This is a genomic window from Nonomuraea sp. NPDC049695, assembly GCF_040674955.1.
Lineage (GTDB): Bacteria > Actinomycetota > Actinomycetes > Streptosporangiales > Streptosporangiaceae > Nonomuraea > Nonomuraea helvata.
In genome coordinates, this window is the sequence record NZ_JBFANV010000039.1 from 57,620 (window position 1) to 70,443 (window position 12,824).

13 protein-coding genes are annotated in these 12,824 nt (G+C 70.1%); 8 read left to right on the forward strand and 5 right to left on the reverse strand.

The window, feature by feature from the left end:
* Positions 1-5 precede the first annotated feature (5 nt).
* From AB0J64_RS30000 to AB0J64_RS30020, 5 genes are read left to right on the forward strand one after another with little or no spacing between them, the layout of a single operon-like run.
* Positions 6-461, forward strand: coding sequence for a roadblock/LC7 domain-containing protein (locus AB0J64_RS30000; protein WP_364033954.1), 456 nt, complete (start codon positions 6-8; stop codon positions 459-461).
* Complete coding sequence (locus tag AB0J64_RS30005) at positions 458-808, forward strand: DUF742 domain-containing protein (protein WP_357603646.1); 351 nt, start codon at positions 458-460, stop codon at positions 806-808. Before AB0J64_RS30000 ends, AB0J64_RS30005 begins: the two co-directional genes overlap by 4 nt.
* Positions 789-1,367: an ATP/GTP-binding protein gene (locus AB0J64_RS30010; RefSeq protein ID WP_345001186.1), complete on the forward strand. Its 579-nt coding sequence runs from the start codon at positions 789-791 to the stop codon at positions 1,365-1,367. Before AB0J64_RS30005 ends, AB0J64_RS30010 begins: the two co-directional genes overlap by 20 nt.
* Positions 1,364-2,689: a cytochrome P450 gene (locus AB0J64_RS30015; RefSeq protein ID WP_364033958.1), complete on the forward strand. Its 1,326-nt coding sequence runs from the start codon at positions 1,364-1,366 to the stop codon at positions 2,687-2,689. Before AB0J64_RS30010 ends, AB0J64_RS30015 begins: the two co-directional genes overlap by 4 nt.
* The gene (locus AB0J64_RS30020) at positions 2,593-3,813 is read left to right on the forward strand and encodes a cytochrome P450 (protein ID WP_364033961.1); all 1,221 of its coding nucleotides are present in this window, start codon (positions 2,593-2,595) and stop codon (positions 3,811-3,813) included. The genes AB0J64_RS30015 and AB0J64_RS30020 overlap by 97 nt, the downstream gene beginning before the upstream one ends.
* A 192-nt stretch (positions 3,814-4,005) precedes the next feature.
* Here AB0J64_RS30020 and AB0J64_RS30025 read toward each other — a convergent pair whose 3' ends face one another.
* The gene (locus AB0J64_RS30025; protein ID WP_364033964.1) at positions 4,006-4,995 is read right to left on the reverse strand and encodes a DUF5937 family protein; all 990 of its coding nucleotides are present in this window, start codon (positions 4,993-4,995) and stop codon (positions 4,006-4,008) included.
* A gap of 91 nt (positions 4,996-5,086) precedes the next feature.
* Between AB0J64_RS30025 and AB0J64_RS30030 the strand changes: the two genes are divergently transcribed.
* Positions 5,087-5,986, forward strand: coding sequence for an isocitrate lyase/phosphoenolpyruvate mutase family protein (locus AB0J64_RS30030; RefSeq protein ID WP_364033967.1), 900 nt, complete (start codon positions 5,087-5,089; stop codon positions 5,984-5,986).
* Here AB0J64_RS30030 and rox read toward each other — a convergent pair.
* The 4 genes from rox to AB0J64_RS30050 form a co-directional block, all read right to left on the reverse strand.
* The gene (gene rox / locus AB0J64_RS30035) at positions 5,980-7,431 is read right to left on the reverse strand and encodes a rifampin monooxygenase (RefSeq protein ID WP_364033970.1); all 1,452 of its coding nucleotides are present in this window, start codon (positions 7,429-7,431) and stop codon (positions 5,980-5,982) included. The genes AB0J64_RS30030 and rox overlap by 7 nt on opposite strands.
* 192 nt (positions 7,432-7,623) lie before the next feature.
* Positions 7,624-7,986, reverse strand: a complete 363-nt coding sequence (locus AB0J64_RS30040; protein ID WP_364033973.1) for a hypothetical protein — start codon at positions 7,984-7,986, stop codon at positions 7,624-7,626.
* A 163-nt stretch (positions 7,987-8,149) separates the two neighbouring features.
* Positions 8,150-8,710, reverse strand: a complete 561-nt coding sequence (locus AB0J64_RS30045; RefSeq protein ID WP_364033976.1) for a hypothetical protein — start codon at positions 8,708-8,710, stop codon at positions 8,150-8,152.
* A 307-nt stretch (positions 8,711-9,017) separates the two neighbouring features.
* The gene (locus tag AB0J64_RS30050) at positions 9,018-10,613 is read right to left on the reverse strand and encodes a carboxylesterase/lipase family protein (RefSeq protein WP_364033979.1); all 1,596 of its coding nucleotides are present in this window, start codon (positions 10,611-10,613) and stop codon (positions 9,018-9,020) included.
* 132 nt (positions 10,614-10,745) lie between these two features.
* Between AB0J64_RS30050 and AB0J64_RS30055 the strand changes: the two genes are divergently transcribed.
* On the forward strand, positions 10,746-11,339 hold the full coding sequence (locus tag AB0J64_RS30055) for a TetR/AcrR family transcriptional regulator (RefSeq protein ID WP_364033982.1): 594 nt from the start codon (positions 10,746-10,748) through the stop codon (positions 11,337-11,339).
* Positions 11,340-11,780: 441 nt separating this feature from the next.
* Positions 11,781-12,569: a LysR substrate-binding domain-containing protein gene (locus tag AB0J64_RS30060; protein ID WP_364033985.1), complete on the forward strand. Its 789-nt coding sequence runs from the start codon at positions 11,781-11,783 to the stop codon at positions 12,567-12,569.
* The last annotated feature ends 255 nt before the right edge of the window (positions 12,570-12,824 follow it).

Sequence of the window (12,824 nt, forward strand, 5' to 3'; positions counted from 1 at the left end):
GCTCCATGGACACTCACAGCGCTTCCGGCCGCGTGCAGACCAAGGGGCGCCCGCTGTCCCTCGACGTGTCCTGGGTCCTGTCACCCCTGCTGGCACTGCCCGGCGTCGCCCGCGGCGTGGTGCTGAGCCGTGACGGGCTCATCCTCGGCGGTTCGGCCGACGTGACCACGGAGAGCGGCGAGCGCGCCGCCGCCATGACGAGCTCCGTGCTGGGGGCCGCCCGCGCCCTGTGCGACGGCCTCAGCAACGGCGCCGACGGCGAGGTGGTGGACATCGTCATCTCCGCAGGCAGCGGCTACTACTACATCGCCCCGGCCGGCGACCGCGCCGCCATCGTCGTCGCCGCCACCGGGACGGTCAACATCGGTTCGCTGGCCTACGAGGTGCAGCTCCAGGTGCAGAAACTGATCAAGGCCTTCGACGAGGCCAGCGCGGCCAGGGTGCCGGGCGCACGGACATGACCTCCGGACGGCAGCGGCGGCGCGTCGTCCCGGACTACATGGCCGCCGCGAGGTTGACCGTGCCCGAGCACATCAGCGTCGAGCGCACGACGCTGGTCTACATCGCACCCGACGCCGCCACCAACGGGCTGGACCCGCCGGGGTCACACCTGCTGGCCCTGCTGCAGGACGGGCCGCTGTCGGTGTACGAGTGCGCCGCGCATCTCGGCCTGCCGTACTGCGTGGTGCGGTTGCTGGTCGCCGGCCTGGTCGGCGGCGGAACGCTGCTGACCCGCGATCCGCCGGCCGCCGACCTGCCCGACATCGAAATCTTGGAGTTGGTACTCAGTGGTCTCCGCGCTCTCTGACAGCCGTATCAGTACCGAGCACATCCCGGTCAAGCTGGTCATCGCCGGGCCGTTCGGCGTGGGCAAGACGACCATCGTGAGCGCGCTCTCGGAGATCAAGCCCCTCAACACCGAGGAGGTGCTCACCCAGGCGGGCACGCTCGTCGACGACCTCACCGGCGTGAACGAGAAGACGACCACGACCACCGCGATCGACTTCGGCCGCCTGACCCTGCCGGGCGTGGTGCTCTACCTGTTCGGGGCGCCCGGGCAGACCCGGTTCCAGGTCCTGTGGAACGAGCTGGTCCGGGGTGCGCTGGGGGTGCTGGTGCTGGCCGACACGCGCCGCATCGACGACAGCTTCGCCGTCCTCGACCTGGTGGAGAACGCCGGCATCCGCTACGCGGTGGCCGTCAACCACTTCCCCGACTCGCCGGAGTACCCGCTGGAGACCGTACGCAAGGCGCTCGACCTTGACCCGCGCACGCCGCTGGTGGTGTGCGACGCCCGCGACCCCGCCTCCGCCCGTGCCTCGCTGATCGCACTGGTGGAGCACATCAGAGAGCTGGTGCTGTCATGACCCTGCGCTACATGCCCGACGCCGGACGCCTGTACGGGCCCGAGTACGCCAGGGACCCGCAGGCGGTCTACGCGGAGCTGCGCCGGCGGCACGGCGCGGTCGCACCCGTGGAGATCGCCCCGGGCATCGAGGCCCACCTGGTGATCGGCTACCAGGCCGCCGTGGACGTGCTCACCAACGCCGGCGGCGTCTGGAGCAAGAACCCCAGCACCTGGCAGACGCGGCTCCCCGACACCCCGGAGGCCGCGGGGATGATCGCCATGCTCGGCCACCGGCCCAACGCGCTGTTCTCCGACGGGGCCGAGCACGCCCGCTACCGCAAGGTGATCTCCGACTGCTTCCAGCTGGTCCAGCCGCACAAGCTGCGCCAGATGGTGGGCGAGGTGTCCGACTCGCTCATCAGCCGGTTCGCCGCGAACGGCGAGGCCGACCTCGTCGCCGACTTCGCCCGGCTCATCCCGGCGCGCGTCTTCAACCTGCTCTTCGGGCGGCCCGACTCCGACAGCGCCGGCCTGACCCAGGCTCTGTCGGACATGATGGAGGCGGACGGCGAGACGGGCGCGCGGGGCAGCGACGCCTTCAGCCGCTACATCGGCGAGCTGATCCAGGGCAAGTACGCCGAGCGGGGCGACGACCTGACCTCCTGGTTCATCGACCATCCGGCCGGGCTGCGGACCGACGAGCTGGCGGAGACCATCGTGCTCGTGATGGCCGCCAGCTATGAGCCCACGGCCAACCTGATCTCCAACACGATCTCCCGGATGGTCAGCGACGACCGCTACTACAGCTCGCTCACCAACGGCGCGCTCAGCACGTACGACGCCTTGATGGAGGCCCTGCGCGCCGAGCCCGCCATGTCGAACTACGGCCCGTACTTCGTGCGCCAGCCCGTGCACTTCCACGGCACCTGGATCCAGCCCGCCGAGTTGGTCCTCGTCTCCTATGCCGCGGCCAACACCGAGCCGACCAGCGTGCCCGAGGAGCTGCGCTCCGACGGCGGCGCGTACCTGGGCTTCGGCGCGGGGCCGCATCGCTGCCCGGCGAGCGACCCGGCCGTGCTCATCGCGATGACCGCGATCGAGCGCCTGACCTCTCACCTGTGCGACCTCGAGCTGACCGTGCCGCGCGACGAACTGCTGTGGCGGCCCGGCCCGTTCCACCGTGCGCTGGCGCACCTGCCGGTGCGCTTCACCCCCATCCGCCCTGACCAGCCAGGAGAATCCCCTTGGGCAGCGCAGCCCCCGTCGTCCTTGATCCCTTCGGAGCCGACCTCCCCGGGGAGGTCCGCCGGCTACGTGACCTCGGCCCCCTGGTCCTCGTAGAGCTCGCGGGAGGCATCCCGGCCTGGGCGGTCACCCGGCACGACCTGCTCAAGCAGCTCATCCTCGATCCGCTGGTGAGCAAGGACAAGCGGCACTGGCGACTGCTGCCCCAGGCGCTCACCGAACCCGGCTGGACCTGGATCCTGACCTGGATCGGCGTGTCGAACATGCTCAGCGCCTACGGCGAGGAGCACCGGCGGCTGCGCAAGCTGATCGCCCCGAGCTTCACCGCGCGCCGTACCAGGGCCATGCAGCCGGTCGTCGAGAGCATCGTCGCGGAGCTGCTGGACGCCATGGCCGCGCAGCCGCCCGGCCAGGTCGTGGACCTGCGCAGCGCCTACGCTCACCCGCTGCCGATGCGGGTGATCTGCGAGCTGTTCGGCGTTCCCGAGCACATGCGGGTGGAGATGGCCCAGATGATGGAGGCCATCATGGACACCACCGCCACGCCGGAGGAGGCGGCGGCCACCGCGGCCCAGATCGGCACCGTGCTGCCCGCCCTGGTCGCCTACAAGCGCGAGCACCCGGGCGACGACCTGACCACTGAGCTGATCAACGTCCGCGACAGCGGCGACTCGCTCAGCGACGACGAGCTGCGCGACACGCTGCTGCTCCTCATCGCGGCCGGGCACGAGACCACCGTGAACCTGATCGGCAACGCCGTGCAGGCCCTGCTCACCCATCCGGACCACCTCCGGGGTGTCCTGGCCGGAGAGGTCTCCTGGGAGGCGGTGATCGAGGAGACGCTCCGCTGGGCGCCGTCGATCGCCAACCTGCCGCTGCGGTTCGCCATCGAGCCGATCGAGATCGCCGGCGTACGGATCGAGGCGGGCGACGCGATCATCACCAGCTACCTGGCGGCCGGGCACGACCCGGACCAGCACGGGCCGGACGCCGACCGGTTCGACCCGACCAAGGACCGCGACGAGCACCTGGCCTTCGGCATCGGCGTGCACCGCTGCATCGGCGCTCCGCTCGCCCGCCAGGAGGCGCTCACCGCGCTGCCCGCGCTGTTCGCCCGCTTCCCGGACCTGCGCCTGGCCGTGGAGGAGAGCGAGCTGCCGCACGTCCCGTCCTTCATCGCGCACGGCTGGAGCCGCCTGCCGCTCCTGCTGCACCGCTGACCCGCACGCCGCTGTCGGTCCCCGGGCTTTCGATCAGCTCGTACGCCCGGGGCGCCGCACCTCACGCAGTCGTACGCAATCGATCGAAAGCCGAGACCACCGGGGGCTCCACCAGAGCGGCGACGATTCCGTGCCTCACGGTAGGGCGGCAGCAGCTTCATGATCCACTGGATTTGCGGCGCGACGTTGGCGTCACGTCTGCGCGGTGAGCAGGGCATCGGCGAGGCCGGTGCGGGCGTACAGCACTGATCGGCCCGCTCGGTGAGTGCTGGTCAGGCCGGCGGCCCTCAATGCGGTGAGATGTTGCGACACGCCCGCCGCGCTGAGGCCCGACCGCTGGGCGAGTTCGGTGGTCGAGGCGGGTGAGTCCAGCTCGACCAGGATCAGCGCCCGGGATCGGCCGATCACGGCGGCGAGGGCTTCCACGTGGGCATGTGTACGGCGCTCCCACAACGTGCCGATCCCGCGCGCCGGATAGGCCAGCTGTGGTGGTTCGGAGGCGACGGACCGGGTCAGCACTCTGGGCCAGGCGAAGGCCGACGGCACCAGGAGGAGCCCGGCGCCGGTGTCGATCCTGGTGATGGCGCAGTGCCGCTGTACCAGGTGGAGGCTGCCGTCGGCCCAACGTACGGTGTGGTGCAGCTCGTCGAGCGCCTGGGCCGTACCTTGCTCGGCCACCTGGCGCCCCCGGTGGAAGATGTCCGCCTCCAGCAGCGAGCTGATCCTGGCCCAGTAGGGCGCTATCGCGAGCGCCCAGTAGGCCTCGATCTCCGCGACGATCCGCGGCAGGTAGGTCTGAGGGGCCTGGTGGAGGCCCCGCAGGCGGGGGGACAACCGGCCTTCGCGCTCGGCGGCCAGGCGGTCGAGATCCCGCCGTACCTGCTCGGGGCCGGTGGCCTCGATGGCGGCCAGCTCGTCGGCGAGACCGGGGGACGCGGCCGCCGGTGCCGGGTTGAGAAAGTCGGGGAGATGGCCGATGGGCGGAATCATGTCGGCCAGCCAGCCCCGATCGAGTCCCGCGGCTGCGAGCCGGGGGCGTACCTGGTCGGCCCAGGCACGGTGTGGACCCGGCACCGCGGCGGCGGCCAGCGCTCTGAAGCTGGTGACGACTTCCCACATCGGCGAGACGGCGAAGCGGGTCTCCGCCAGATCGTGCACCGAAAAGGTCAGCCGTGCCTTCATGCCGCCTCCACCGCTTCCAGGATTCGGTCTCAGCTTAATGAGTGGACGCCCCCTCCCCTGCCCAGCAGGATCCCGGGGCAAGGCGCCCGCGATGCGGGCCGCTCAGAAGCAGAACAACACGAAGGCGGTCATGCACATGTCTGTTGACAGCTCCCCCTCCATTGATGCCGTGACCAAGGGGAAGGCCCGGCTGTTCCGCACCCTGAGCGCTGAATCCGTGCTGGTGCTGCCCAACGCCTGGGACGCCGCCAGTGCCACGGTGATCGCCGCGGCCGGCGCCACGGCGATCGCCACGACCAGCGGTGGCGTGTCGTGGTCACTGGGTCGCGGGGACGGGCAGCGGCTCAGCCGGGACGAGATGGCGCAGGCCGCACGGCGCATCGTGGACTCGGTCGACCTGCCGGTGACGGTCGACGTGGAGGGAGGGTACGGATCGGCTCCGGCGGAGGTGGCCGCGACCGTGCGGGCGGTGGTCGAGGCCGGTGCGGTGGGCGTCAATCTGGAGGACTCCACGGCCGTCGGCGGCCCGCTGTTCGAGGTCGCCGAGCAGAGCGCCAGACTGCGGGCCGCCAGGGACGCCGCAGCGGCGGCGGGCCTGCCGGAGCTGTTCATCAACGCGCGCACCGACGTCTTCCTGTTCGGGATCGGTGCGTCCGGCGGCCGGCTGGGCGAGGTGCTGGCGCGCGCGACGGCATACGCCGAGGCGGGGGCCGACGGCATTTTCGTTCCCGGCCTGCTCGACCTGGACGTGCTGAACACTCTCTGCGCCGAGTCGCCGCTGCCGGTCAACGCGATGGCCGTCGCCGGCGGCCCGAGCGTCACCGAGCTCGCACAGGCCGGGGTACGCAGGATCAGCCTGGGCACCGCGCTGGCCCAGGCCGCTTACTCCGCGGCCCGCAGCGCCGCCACGGAGCTGCTCGGCACGGGAGGTCTCACGGCGCTGGAGGGCTCACTGGACTTCAGCGAAGTCAACGGTCTGTTCCGTCATTGATCAAGAGCAGGCGAAGGGCTCGTACGCGCGGCGCCGAACCACCGAGGCAGCCGGCCGAGCAGGTCCTGCTGATCGTCACCGACCCACGCCACATGGCCGTCCGGCCGCAGCAGCACGGCGGGCGCGTCCAGTTCGTCGCTGACGTCGACGACGTGGTCGACCCGGTCCGCCCATCCCGCGACCGAGAGCCGGCCGGTCTGGTCGAGCAGGAGCCCGCGTCCGCCGTGCATCCGCTCGTAGAGGCGCCCCTGCTTCAGCTCCACGTCTCGCATCCGTCGTCCGAGCAGGTCATGCCCCTCGCCGAAGTCGTAGCGGACCCCGATCGCGACGATCTTCTCGATCAGGTACCGGTTCACCTCCTCGAAGTTCATCAGCTCCGACAGCAGCCGTCGGACAGACCGGGGGCCCGGCTCGGTGGACAGCAGCACCATCTGCGCGCGGGTGTTGTCCAGCACGTCGGCGGCCACCGGGTGCCGTTCGGTCTGGTAGCTGTCCAGCAGCCCCTCCGGCGCCCAGCCGCCGACCTCGGCGGCCAGCTTCCAGCCGAGATTGAACGCGTCCTGGATCCCGAGGTTGAGTCCCTGCCCGCCCATCGGCGGGTGGATGTGCGCCGCGTCACCGGCCAGCAGCACCCGGCCGACCCGGTAACGCTCGGCCTGCCGCGTGGCGTCGCCGAACCGGGACAGCCAGCGCGGCGAGTGCGCACCGAAGTCGGTACCCGCGGTCACCCGCAGCTGCTGCTTGAACTCCTCCAGGGTCGGCGGGACCGTGCGGTCCTCGGCCACCCCAGCGGCGGGCACGACGACGCGGTACGCCCCGTTCCCGAGGCGCCCGGCGCCGTACCTGAGCTCGGTCTTGCGGACCTCCGCGACGACGGCGGCGACCGTCGCCGGATCCTCGGTCAGCTCCATCTCGCCCAGCAGCGTGTCGACTCTGGAGGGCTCGCCGGGGAAGGCGACGCCGAGCAGCTTGCGCACCGTGCTGCGGCCGCCGTCACAGCCGACGAGGTAGCGGGAGCGTAGCTGCGTGCCGTCGGCCAGCTCGGCGGTCACCCCGTGCTCGTCCTGGCTCAGCCCGACCAGTTCGCAGCCGCGCCGGATCTCGGCGCCGAGCTCGGTGGCGCGCTCGGCCAGCAGGCGCTCGGTGATGGTCTGCGGGATGCCGAGGACGTAGCCGTGCGCGGTGTCCAGCCCGTTGGGGGACGGTCTGGTGATAGCGGCGAAGAAGCCGCCGAGCGGGTGCTGCCGGCCGTGCGCGAGGAACCGCTCCAGCAGACCGCGCTGGGCCATCACCTCGATGCTGCGCACGTGCAGGCCGAGCGCGCGGACGTACGTGGCCGGCTCCGCTTCCTTCTCGAGCACGAGCACGTGCACATCGTGCAGCCGCAGCTCGCTTGCCAGCATCAAGCCGGTCGGCCCGCCCCCGACAATGATCACGTCAAACATGAACCGCCCATTCACTGAGGTTCCATTTCGGCCAGCCGCTCCGCGCGCTCCGGCGGCGCGTAGCCGCGAGCACACGTACGTCGCGATCCCTGATTTCCGCAGGTTCTGGCCCCGGCCGTAGATTCTGCGGCACGACCCGGGCCTTGCCGCAAGCCCCCCAGCGCGCTATAGATTGAAAATGGAGGGGGTTTCTTAAAGCGGCCGGCCTTCCACGCGGTCACGCTCAGCGAGAAACTCATCGAGCAGCTTGAAGAGAACCTCGATGACCCGAGACTCCTCTTCCTGCGTCAGCTCCCCCCTCTTCCAGCCGTCAGGAAGGGCGACCTCGCGCACCTGCGCCTGCCAGGCAAGGCTGCTTTCCTGACCCCGCCGAGCCACCAGCCATTCTCGCCACCCCTGCAGGCCTGGGCCTCCATGGCGCCGCGCGTGCTGGTCGTATCCGTCCAGGAATCCTTCGACGCCGGCAAGCCTCGAGCCCACTATGAACATGCCCAGCCGCTTGGCCACGAGAGCGAAGTACTCACGCTCACTCATCTCTGCCAGATCCACGGTCACCCACTCATTCTGGATTCGGGTGGATCTCTACTTCACGCTGATGAGGCATCTCTTCGCTAACCCGTGATCGCGTCGAGCCTCCGCTGCCAGCGGACCGAACAGCTGCTCAAGGCCGGCACCCTGGAAGTGCCCCGCGAGAGGCCCTGGAGTCATTGCCGGTTGGCTAGAGTCGGTTCCTCCGCCACATCGCGAGCCCGAGGGCGAGCGCTGTGTAGGCGCACAGCACCCCAAAACCGGCCCACGGCGCCAGCGGAAAGTAGCCCGTGATCGGGAGGTAGATACCCTGCACGTGCGCGTACTCGCGTACGCTCTGCTGAATCGCGAAACCCGCTGCGGGCGTGAACACCAGCAGCCACGCTCCCACGCCCGCGAGCGCCAGGACGTAGGGCAGGAAGACCATCGCCAAGGCCGCGATGATCGCCACGATGCCACGCTTGATGAGCGCGCCCAGCGCGAGGGACAGCACCGCGACGGCGGCGAACAACAGACCGGTGCCGACGATCACCTGCAGATAGGTCGGCAGGCTGACCGGGAGCGGATGGACGCCCTTGGACGGCAGCATTTTCAAGCTGGCCGGCACCACGACGGCTGCGGGGATCACTCCGGCGAGGAAGGCGACCGTGCCGATTGCCACCGACTTGGCCGCGAGGTTGGCGCCAGGCCGGCGGATCTGCCCGCGCCGGTGCTCAGCCGTCACGAACGTGACCGCCACGACGATCACCATGATCAGTCCCACGAACCCGCCGATGAGTGTCCTCTCGATGGGCTGACCGTCCGTGCTGGGCGCGATGTCATCGGCCCCGCCCCCGTCACGATGAACTTGTCGCCCGAGCGGGAAAAGCCTCCCGGGTGGTGCGGTGTCACGCCGTCGAGCTCCAACTCGACGCCGATGTCGTCGCGCTTCCAGGTGCCATCTTGCGGGCTGACCTGGTCGAAAACGGCGGTGGCGCCCGCACAGCCGGCGTGTGCCGGCTAGGACGCTAAGAGCCACACGTGATGGCTGGCAAGAGTCCGGGAGCAACCAGAACGTCTCAGCTGTTGAGTGAGGTCCAGAAGTCGTAGCGGTGGTCGTGGGCGAAGTCGGCGGGCTTGATGCCGTCGTCGCCGGGGGCCAGGGACTGGACATTGGGGTGTGCGGTGGTGAAGGGGTGCCAGGCGGGTGCGCCGGAGCCGTTGGGGTCGCTGGTGTGGGCGAAGCGGGTCCAGTAGCCGATCATGAGGTCGGCCAGGTGCTGCTGCTGATCGGTGAGCGGCTGGTTGTAGCCGACGTCGAACAGGTAGGGAAGCTCGGCGGCGTGGTAGGCGCCCATGTCGTAGGGCTTGGGGAAGGCGGCGAACCAGGGCGCGTTCGCGTCGGCGAACTCGAAGGCGTAGGTGGGGACGTGCCGTGAGAGCGCCTTGCCGGTGTCGAGGGCGGGGCGGGCGTATTGGGCGTCGGTCAGGGCGGTGGCCAGTGCCTGGCTGGGCGAGGCGTAGGCGGACAGGGGGTAGCGGGCCAGGACCTTGTCGGCGTTGGCGCCGAAGGCGGCGCGGACCTCGTCGTCGTAGCGGTCGGCGGGGATCGGACCGCGGTATTTGGCCATTTCCAGGCCCCAGACGTGCATGCGCTGCTCGTGGCGGTTGATGCCGTACAGCACCGGCACCTGGTGGAAGCGGCCCGAGGTGATGGCGCGGGCCGGGTCCAGCGGGAGGAACGCGCCGCCGGTGACCGGGCCGAAGCCGGGCTGGGCGGGATCGGAGGCGGCCTGCAGCAGCTTGTCGGCCGGGATCGCGCGTAGTTGCTGGGCGGTCGGTGACTCGCCGAGGCCCAGTCGCTTGGCCAGGGCTCGGCCGTCGCGTTCGGCCTGGGCTCGGGGGCGAGGGTTGTTGCCCATGGCCAGGGAGGGCGACCACGGGGCGGTGCAGGGGGCGCTGTTCAGGATCGCGCGGTGGAAGAGCCCGGCCGATCCGGGGGCGGCCAGGTGGGCGCAGACCGACACGGCGCCGGAGGACTCGCCGAACAGCGTGACGTTGTGCGGGTCGCCGCCGAAGGCGGCCGCGTTGCGCCGGACCCAGCGAAGGGCGGCCTGCTGGTCGGCGAGCCCGTAGTTGCCGGACAGGCCGTCGGCGTCGTGCAGGGCGGGGTGGGCCAGGAAGCCGAAGGCGTTGAGCCGGTAGTTGACGGTCACCACGATCACCTTGCCTTGGGCGGCGAGGCGGCGGGCGTCGTAGAGGTGGCCGGCGCCGTCCTTGAAGCTGCCGCCGTGGAGCCACACCATGACCGGTAGCTTGCGGCCCTGCTGAGGGCGCGGGGTGGTCACGTTCAGGTACAGGCAGTCCTCGCTGGTGCTGCCGCCGCCCAGGTGGTCGCCGGTCTGCGCGCACATCGGGCCGGGGGTGGTGGCCTGGCGCGGCTGGGTCCAGGCGGGTGCGGGGCGGGGGGCCCGCCAGCGCAGCTCGCCCACGGGCGGGGCGGCGTACGGGATGCCCAGGAACGAGCGGTGGTCCTCGGTGAGGATGCCGCGCAGCGGCCCCTGGTCGGTGTGGACCAATGCCTCGCTGTCCGCGGCCGCCGTCGAGGGGCTCATGATCGCTCCTGCCACGCCCAGGGCGGTCAGTCCGGCTGCGAGCTTGCCCATGTCGGTCATCTGTCCGTCTCCTCACATCAGTGATCTTTGCGACGCCGAGAACCGTACAACCGACTTGGGCGATCGCGCAAGACGACTGCCTTAGGCGATCGCCTAAGGCAGTCGTCTGAATCTTGCGATAGGCTGCGGCGCATGGGCAACCGCGAAGATCTGATCGCTGGGGCCAAGCACTGCCTGTACGACAAGGGCTATGCGCGCACCAGCATCCGCGACATCACCGCAGCCGCCGGCGGGGTCAGCATGGCGGCCGTCGGCTACCACTTCGGCTCCAAGGAGGCGCTGCTCAACGAGGCCCTGTCGCAGGCCTCGCAGGAATGGGGTGAGCAGCTGGCCCAGGCGCTGGCCGCCGTTCCGGCCAACCCCGAGGCCGGCCCGCTGCAACGCTTCGCGACGGCCTGGGCCGAGATCATCAAGTCCTTCGAGCTTCACCGGCCGCTATGGGCCGCCACCTTCGACGTCATCGGACAGGTCCAGCACTCCGAGCAGGCCCGCGCCTACCTGGCCACCGGCCTGGAGCACGCCCGCCTCGGCCTGGCCCAGGTGCTCGCCGGCCTCGACCCCGCCCACCCCGACGCCTGGGCGGTGGGCGGCTTCTACCAGGCGCTGCTGACCGGCGTCATGGCCCAGTATCTGATCGACCCCCAACGGGCCCCCACCAGCCACGACCTGGCCACCGCCCTGGCCTTGATCAGCCGCTTGCCCACGACGGAACCAGACGCTCCGTGATCCTCCCCGACGTGTCAAACTCCGCGACAGCTCACCCTGGCGAGCCGCGGGCCGTCCGCGAGGACCCGTACGTACCGACGAGGGAGACCTCCACAGCCCGAACGGGCTCCCGAGCAAGCGCGACCGCCGGTGGTCTTCGCCCACGGCGGCGCCCTCGTCATCGGCGACCTGCACACCCGTGACCGCACCTGCCACCGCATCGCCGATGCCTGCGACCTCGAGATGCCGGCCACCGCTGTCGCGCGGTGCCGGGGCGCGCCGTACCACGGTCATCTGGTGGCCGACGCGGCGCGGCCCGTAGGCCACACCAAAAGCGGCGACCGAAGCGCCGGGGATCAGCACGTTCACCCCTCCAGCTTCGGCCGAACCCGTCCCTCGAACAAGGACGGTCTGGGCAACACACTCTTTACCCATATAGACACAATCGGGAGGGATGATGGATTGAGAGACATCGAGATCTTCTTGGCCCTGGCCGAAGAACTGCACTTCGACCGCACCACCAGGGCGGTGCGGCTCACCCCGCTCGGCGAGCAGCTCCACCGCGACCTCAGCGCCGGATACCGGCAGATCACCGCCGCGTTCGAAACCGCAACCCAGGCCGTCCGCGGCACATCTGGGACCTTGACCGTGGACACCATCGGCCCACTGTCCCTGATGATCAGCCAGCTTCTGAAGATGTTCCAGACCCGCTATCCGGGCGCCCGCCTCCAGCATCGCGAGATCCAGCCGCCCTCCCCGCTGGACCTGCTCCGATCGGGAGAGGTCGATGTGGCGTGGGTGTGGCTTCCCATCCACGAACCTGACCTGACCTTCGCCCCCATGCACACCTCTCCGGTGATGCTGATGGTCGCCGCCACCCATCCCTACGCCGAACGCGACTCGATCTGCCTGGAAGATCTCGGCGACCACTGCGCCCAGGTATCACCCCGGTCCATTCCCGCGCACATGGAGGAGGCCATCATCCCGTACCGCACCCCGGCAGGCCGCCTCATCCCCCGCGGCCCCAAGGTGTCCACCTGGCAGGAAGTACTCAGCGCCGTATCCTCCGGCGAAGCCGTCGCCGGAATCGGCGCCGAACTGGCCCGCTTCTACCCCTGGCCCAGCCTTGCCTTCGTGCCCATCCGCGACGCCCCGCCCATCCAGTGGGCCCTCGTCTGGCGCACCACTGCGGAATCCCCACTCATCCCCACCTTGGCCCAGGCCGTCGCAGAGCACAGGCCGGCACTATGAACCGGAAATGATCAACCTATTAGGTTCACGCCGCGGAAGCAGGTCATCAGCCGTGAGAGACGCTTCCGCTTTTCGCGGAAAGATCGCCCTGGCCGGATGCCGAATGCGTGGATGTTGCTGTCAGCCCGTGTTGTCCTAGGGAGTCATCTTCCGGGTTGGAGTGAATTGCTTTGCTATGTGCTCGTTGTCTGAAACGCTGATCACGCTTGGTTCGTCGTAGGTCGGGGATGCCGGTTGCTGTCTCTTGCATCTGGG

What these genes read in the sequence shown, in the direction of transcription:
- AB0J64_RS30000 (WP_364033954.1), top strand. Translation starts at nt 6, where the DNA reads ATGGACACTCACAGCGCTTCCGGCCGCGTGCAGACCAAGGGGCGCCCG.
- AB0J64_RS30005 (WP_357603646.1), top strand. Translation starts at nt 458, where the DNA reads ATGACCTCCGGACGGCAGCGGCGGCGCGTCGTCCCGGACTACATGGCC.
- AB0J64_RS30015 (WP_364033958.1), top strand. Translation starts at nt 1,364, where the DNA reads ATGACCCTGCGCTACATGCCCGACGCCGGACGCCTGTACGGGCCCGAG.
- AB0J64_RS30025 (WP_364033964.1), bottom strand. Translation starts at nt 4,995, where the DNA reads ATGAAGGCACGGCTGACCTTTTCGGTGCACGATCTGGCGGAGACCCGC.
- AB0J64_RS30030 (WP_364033967.1), top strand. Translation starts at nt 5,087, where the DNA reads ATGCGGGCCGCTCAGAAGCAGAACAACACGAAGGCGGTCATGCACATG.
- rox (WP_364033970.1), bottom strand. Translation starts at nt 7,431, where the DNA reads ATGTTTGACGTGATCATTGTCGGGGGCGGGCCGACCGGCTTGATGCTG.
- AB0J64_RS30045 (WP_364033976.1), bottom strand. Translation starts at nt 8,710, where the DNA reads ATGGTGATCGTCGTGGCGGTCACGTTCGTGACGGCTGAGCACCGGCGC.
- AB0J64_RS30050 (WP_364033979.1), bottom strand. Translation starts at nt 10,613, where the DNA reads ATGACCGACATGGGCAAGCTCGCAGCCGGACTGACCGCCCTGGGCGTG.
- AB0J64_RS30055 (WP_364033982.1), top strand. Translation starts at nt 10,746, where the DNA reads ATGGGCAACCGCGAAGATCTGATCGCTGGGGCCAAGCACTGCCTGTAC.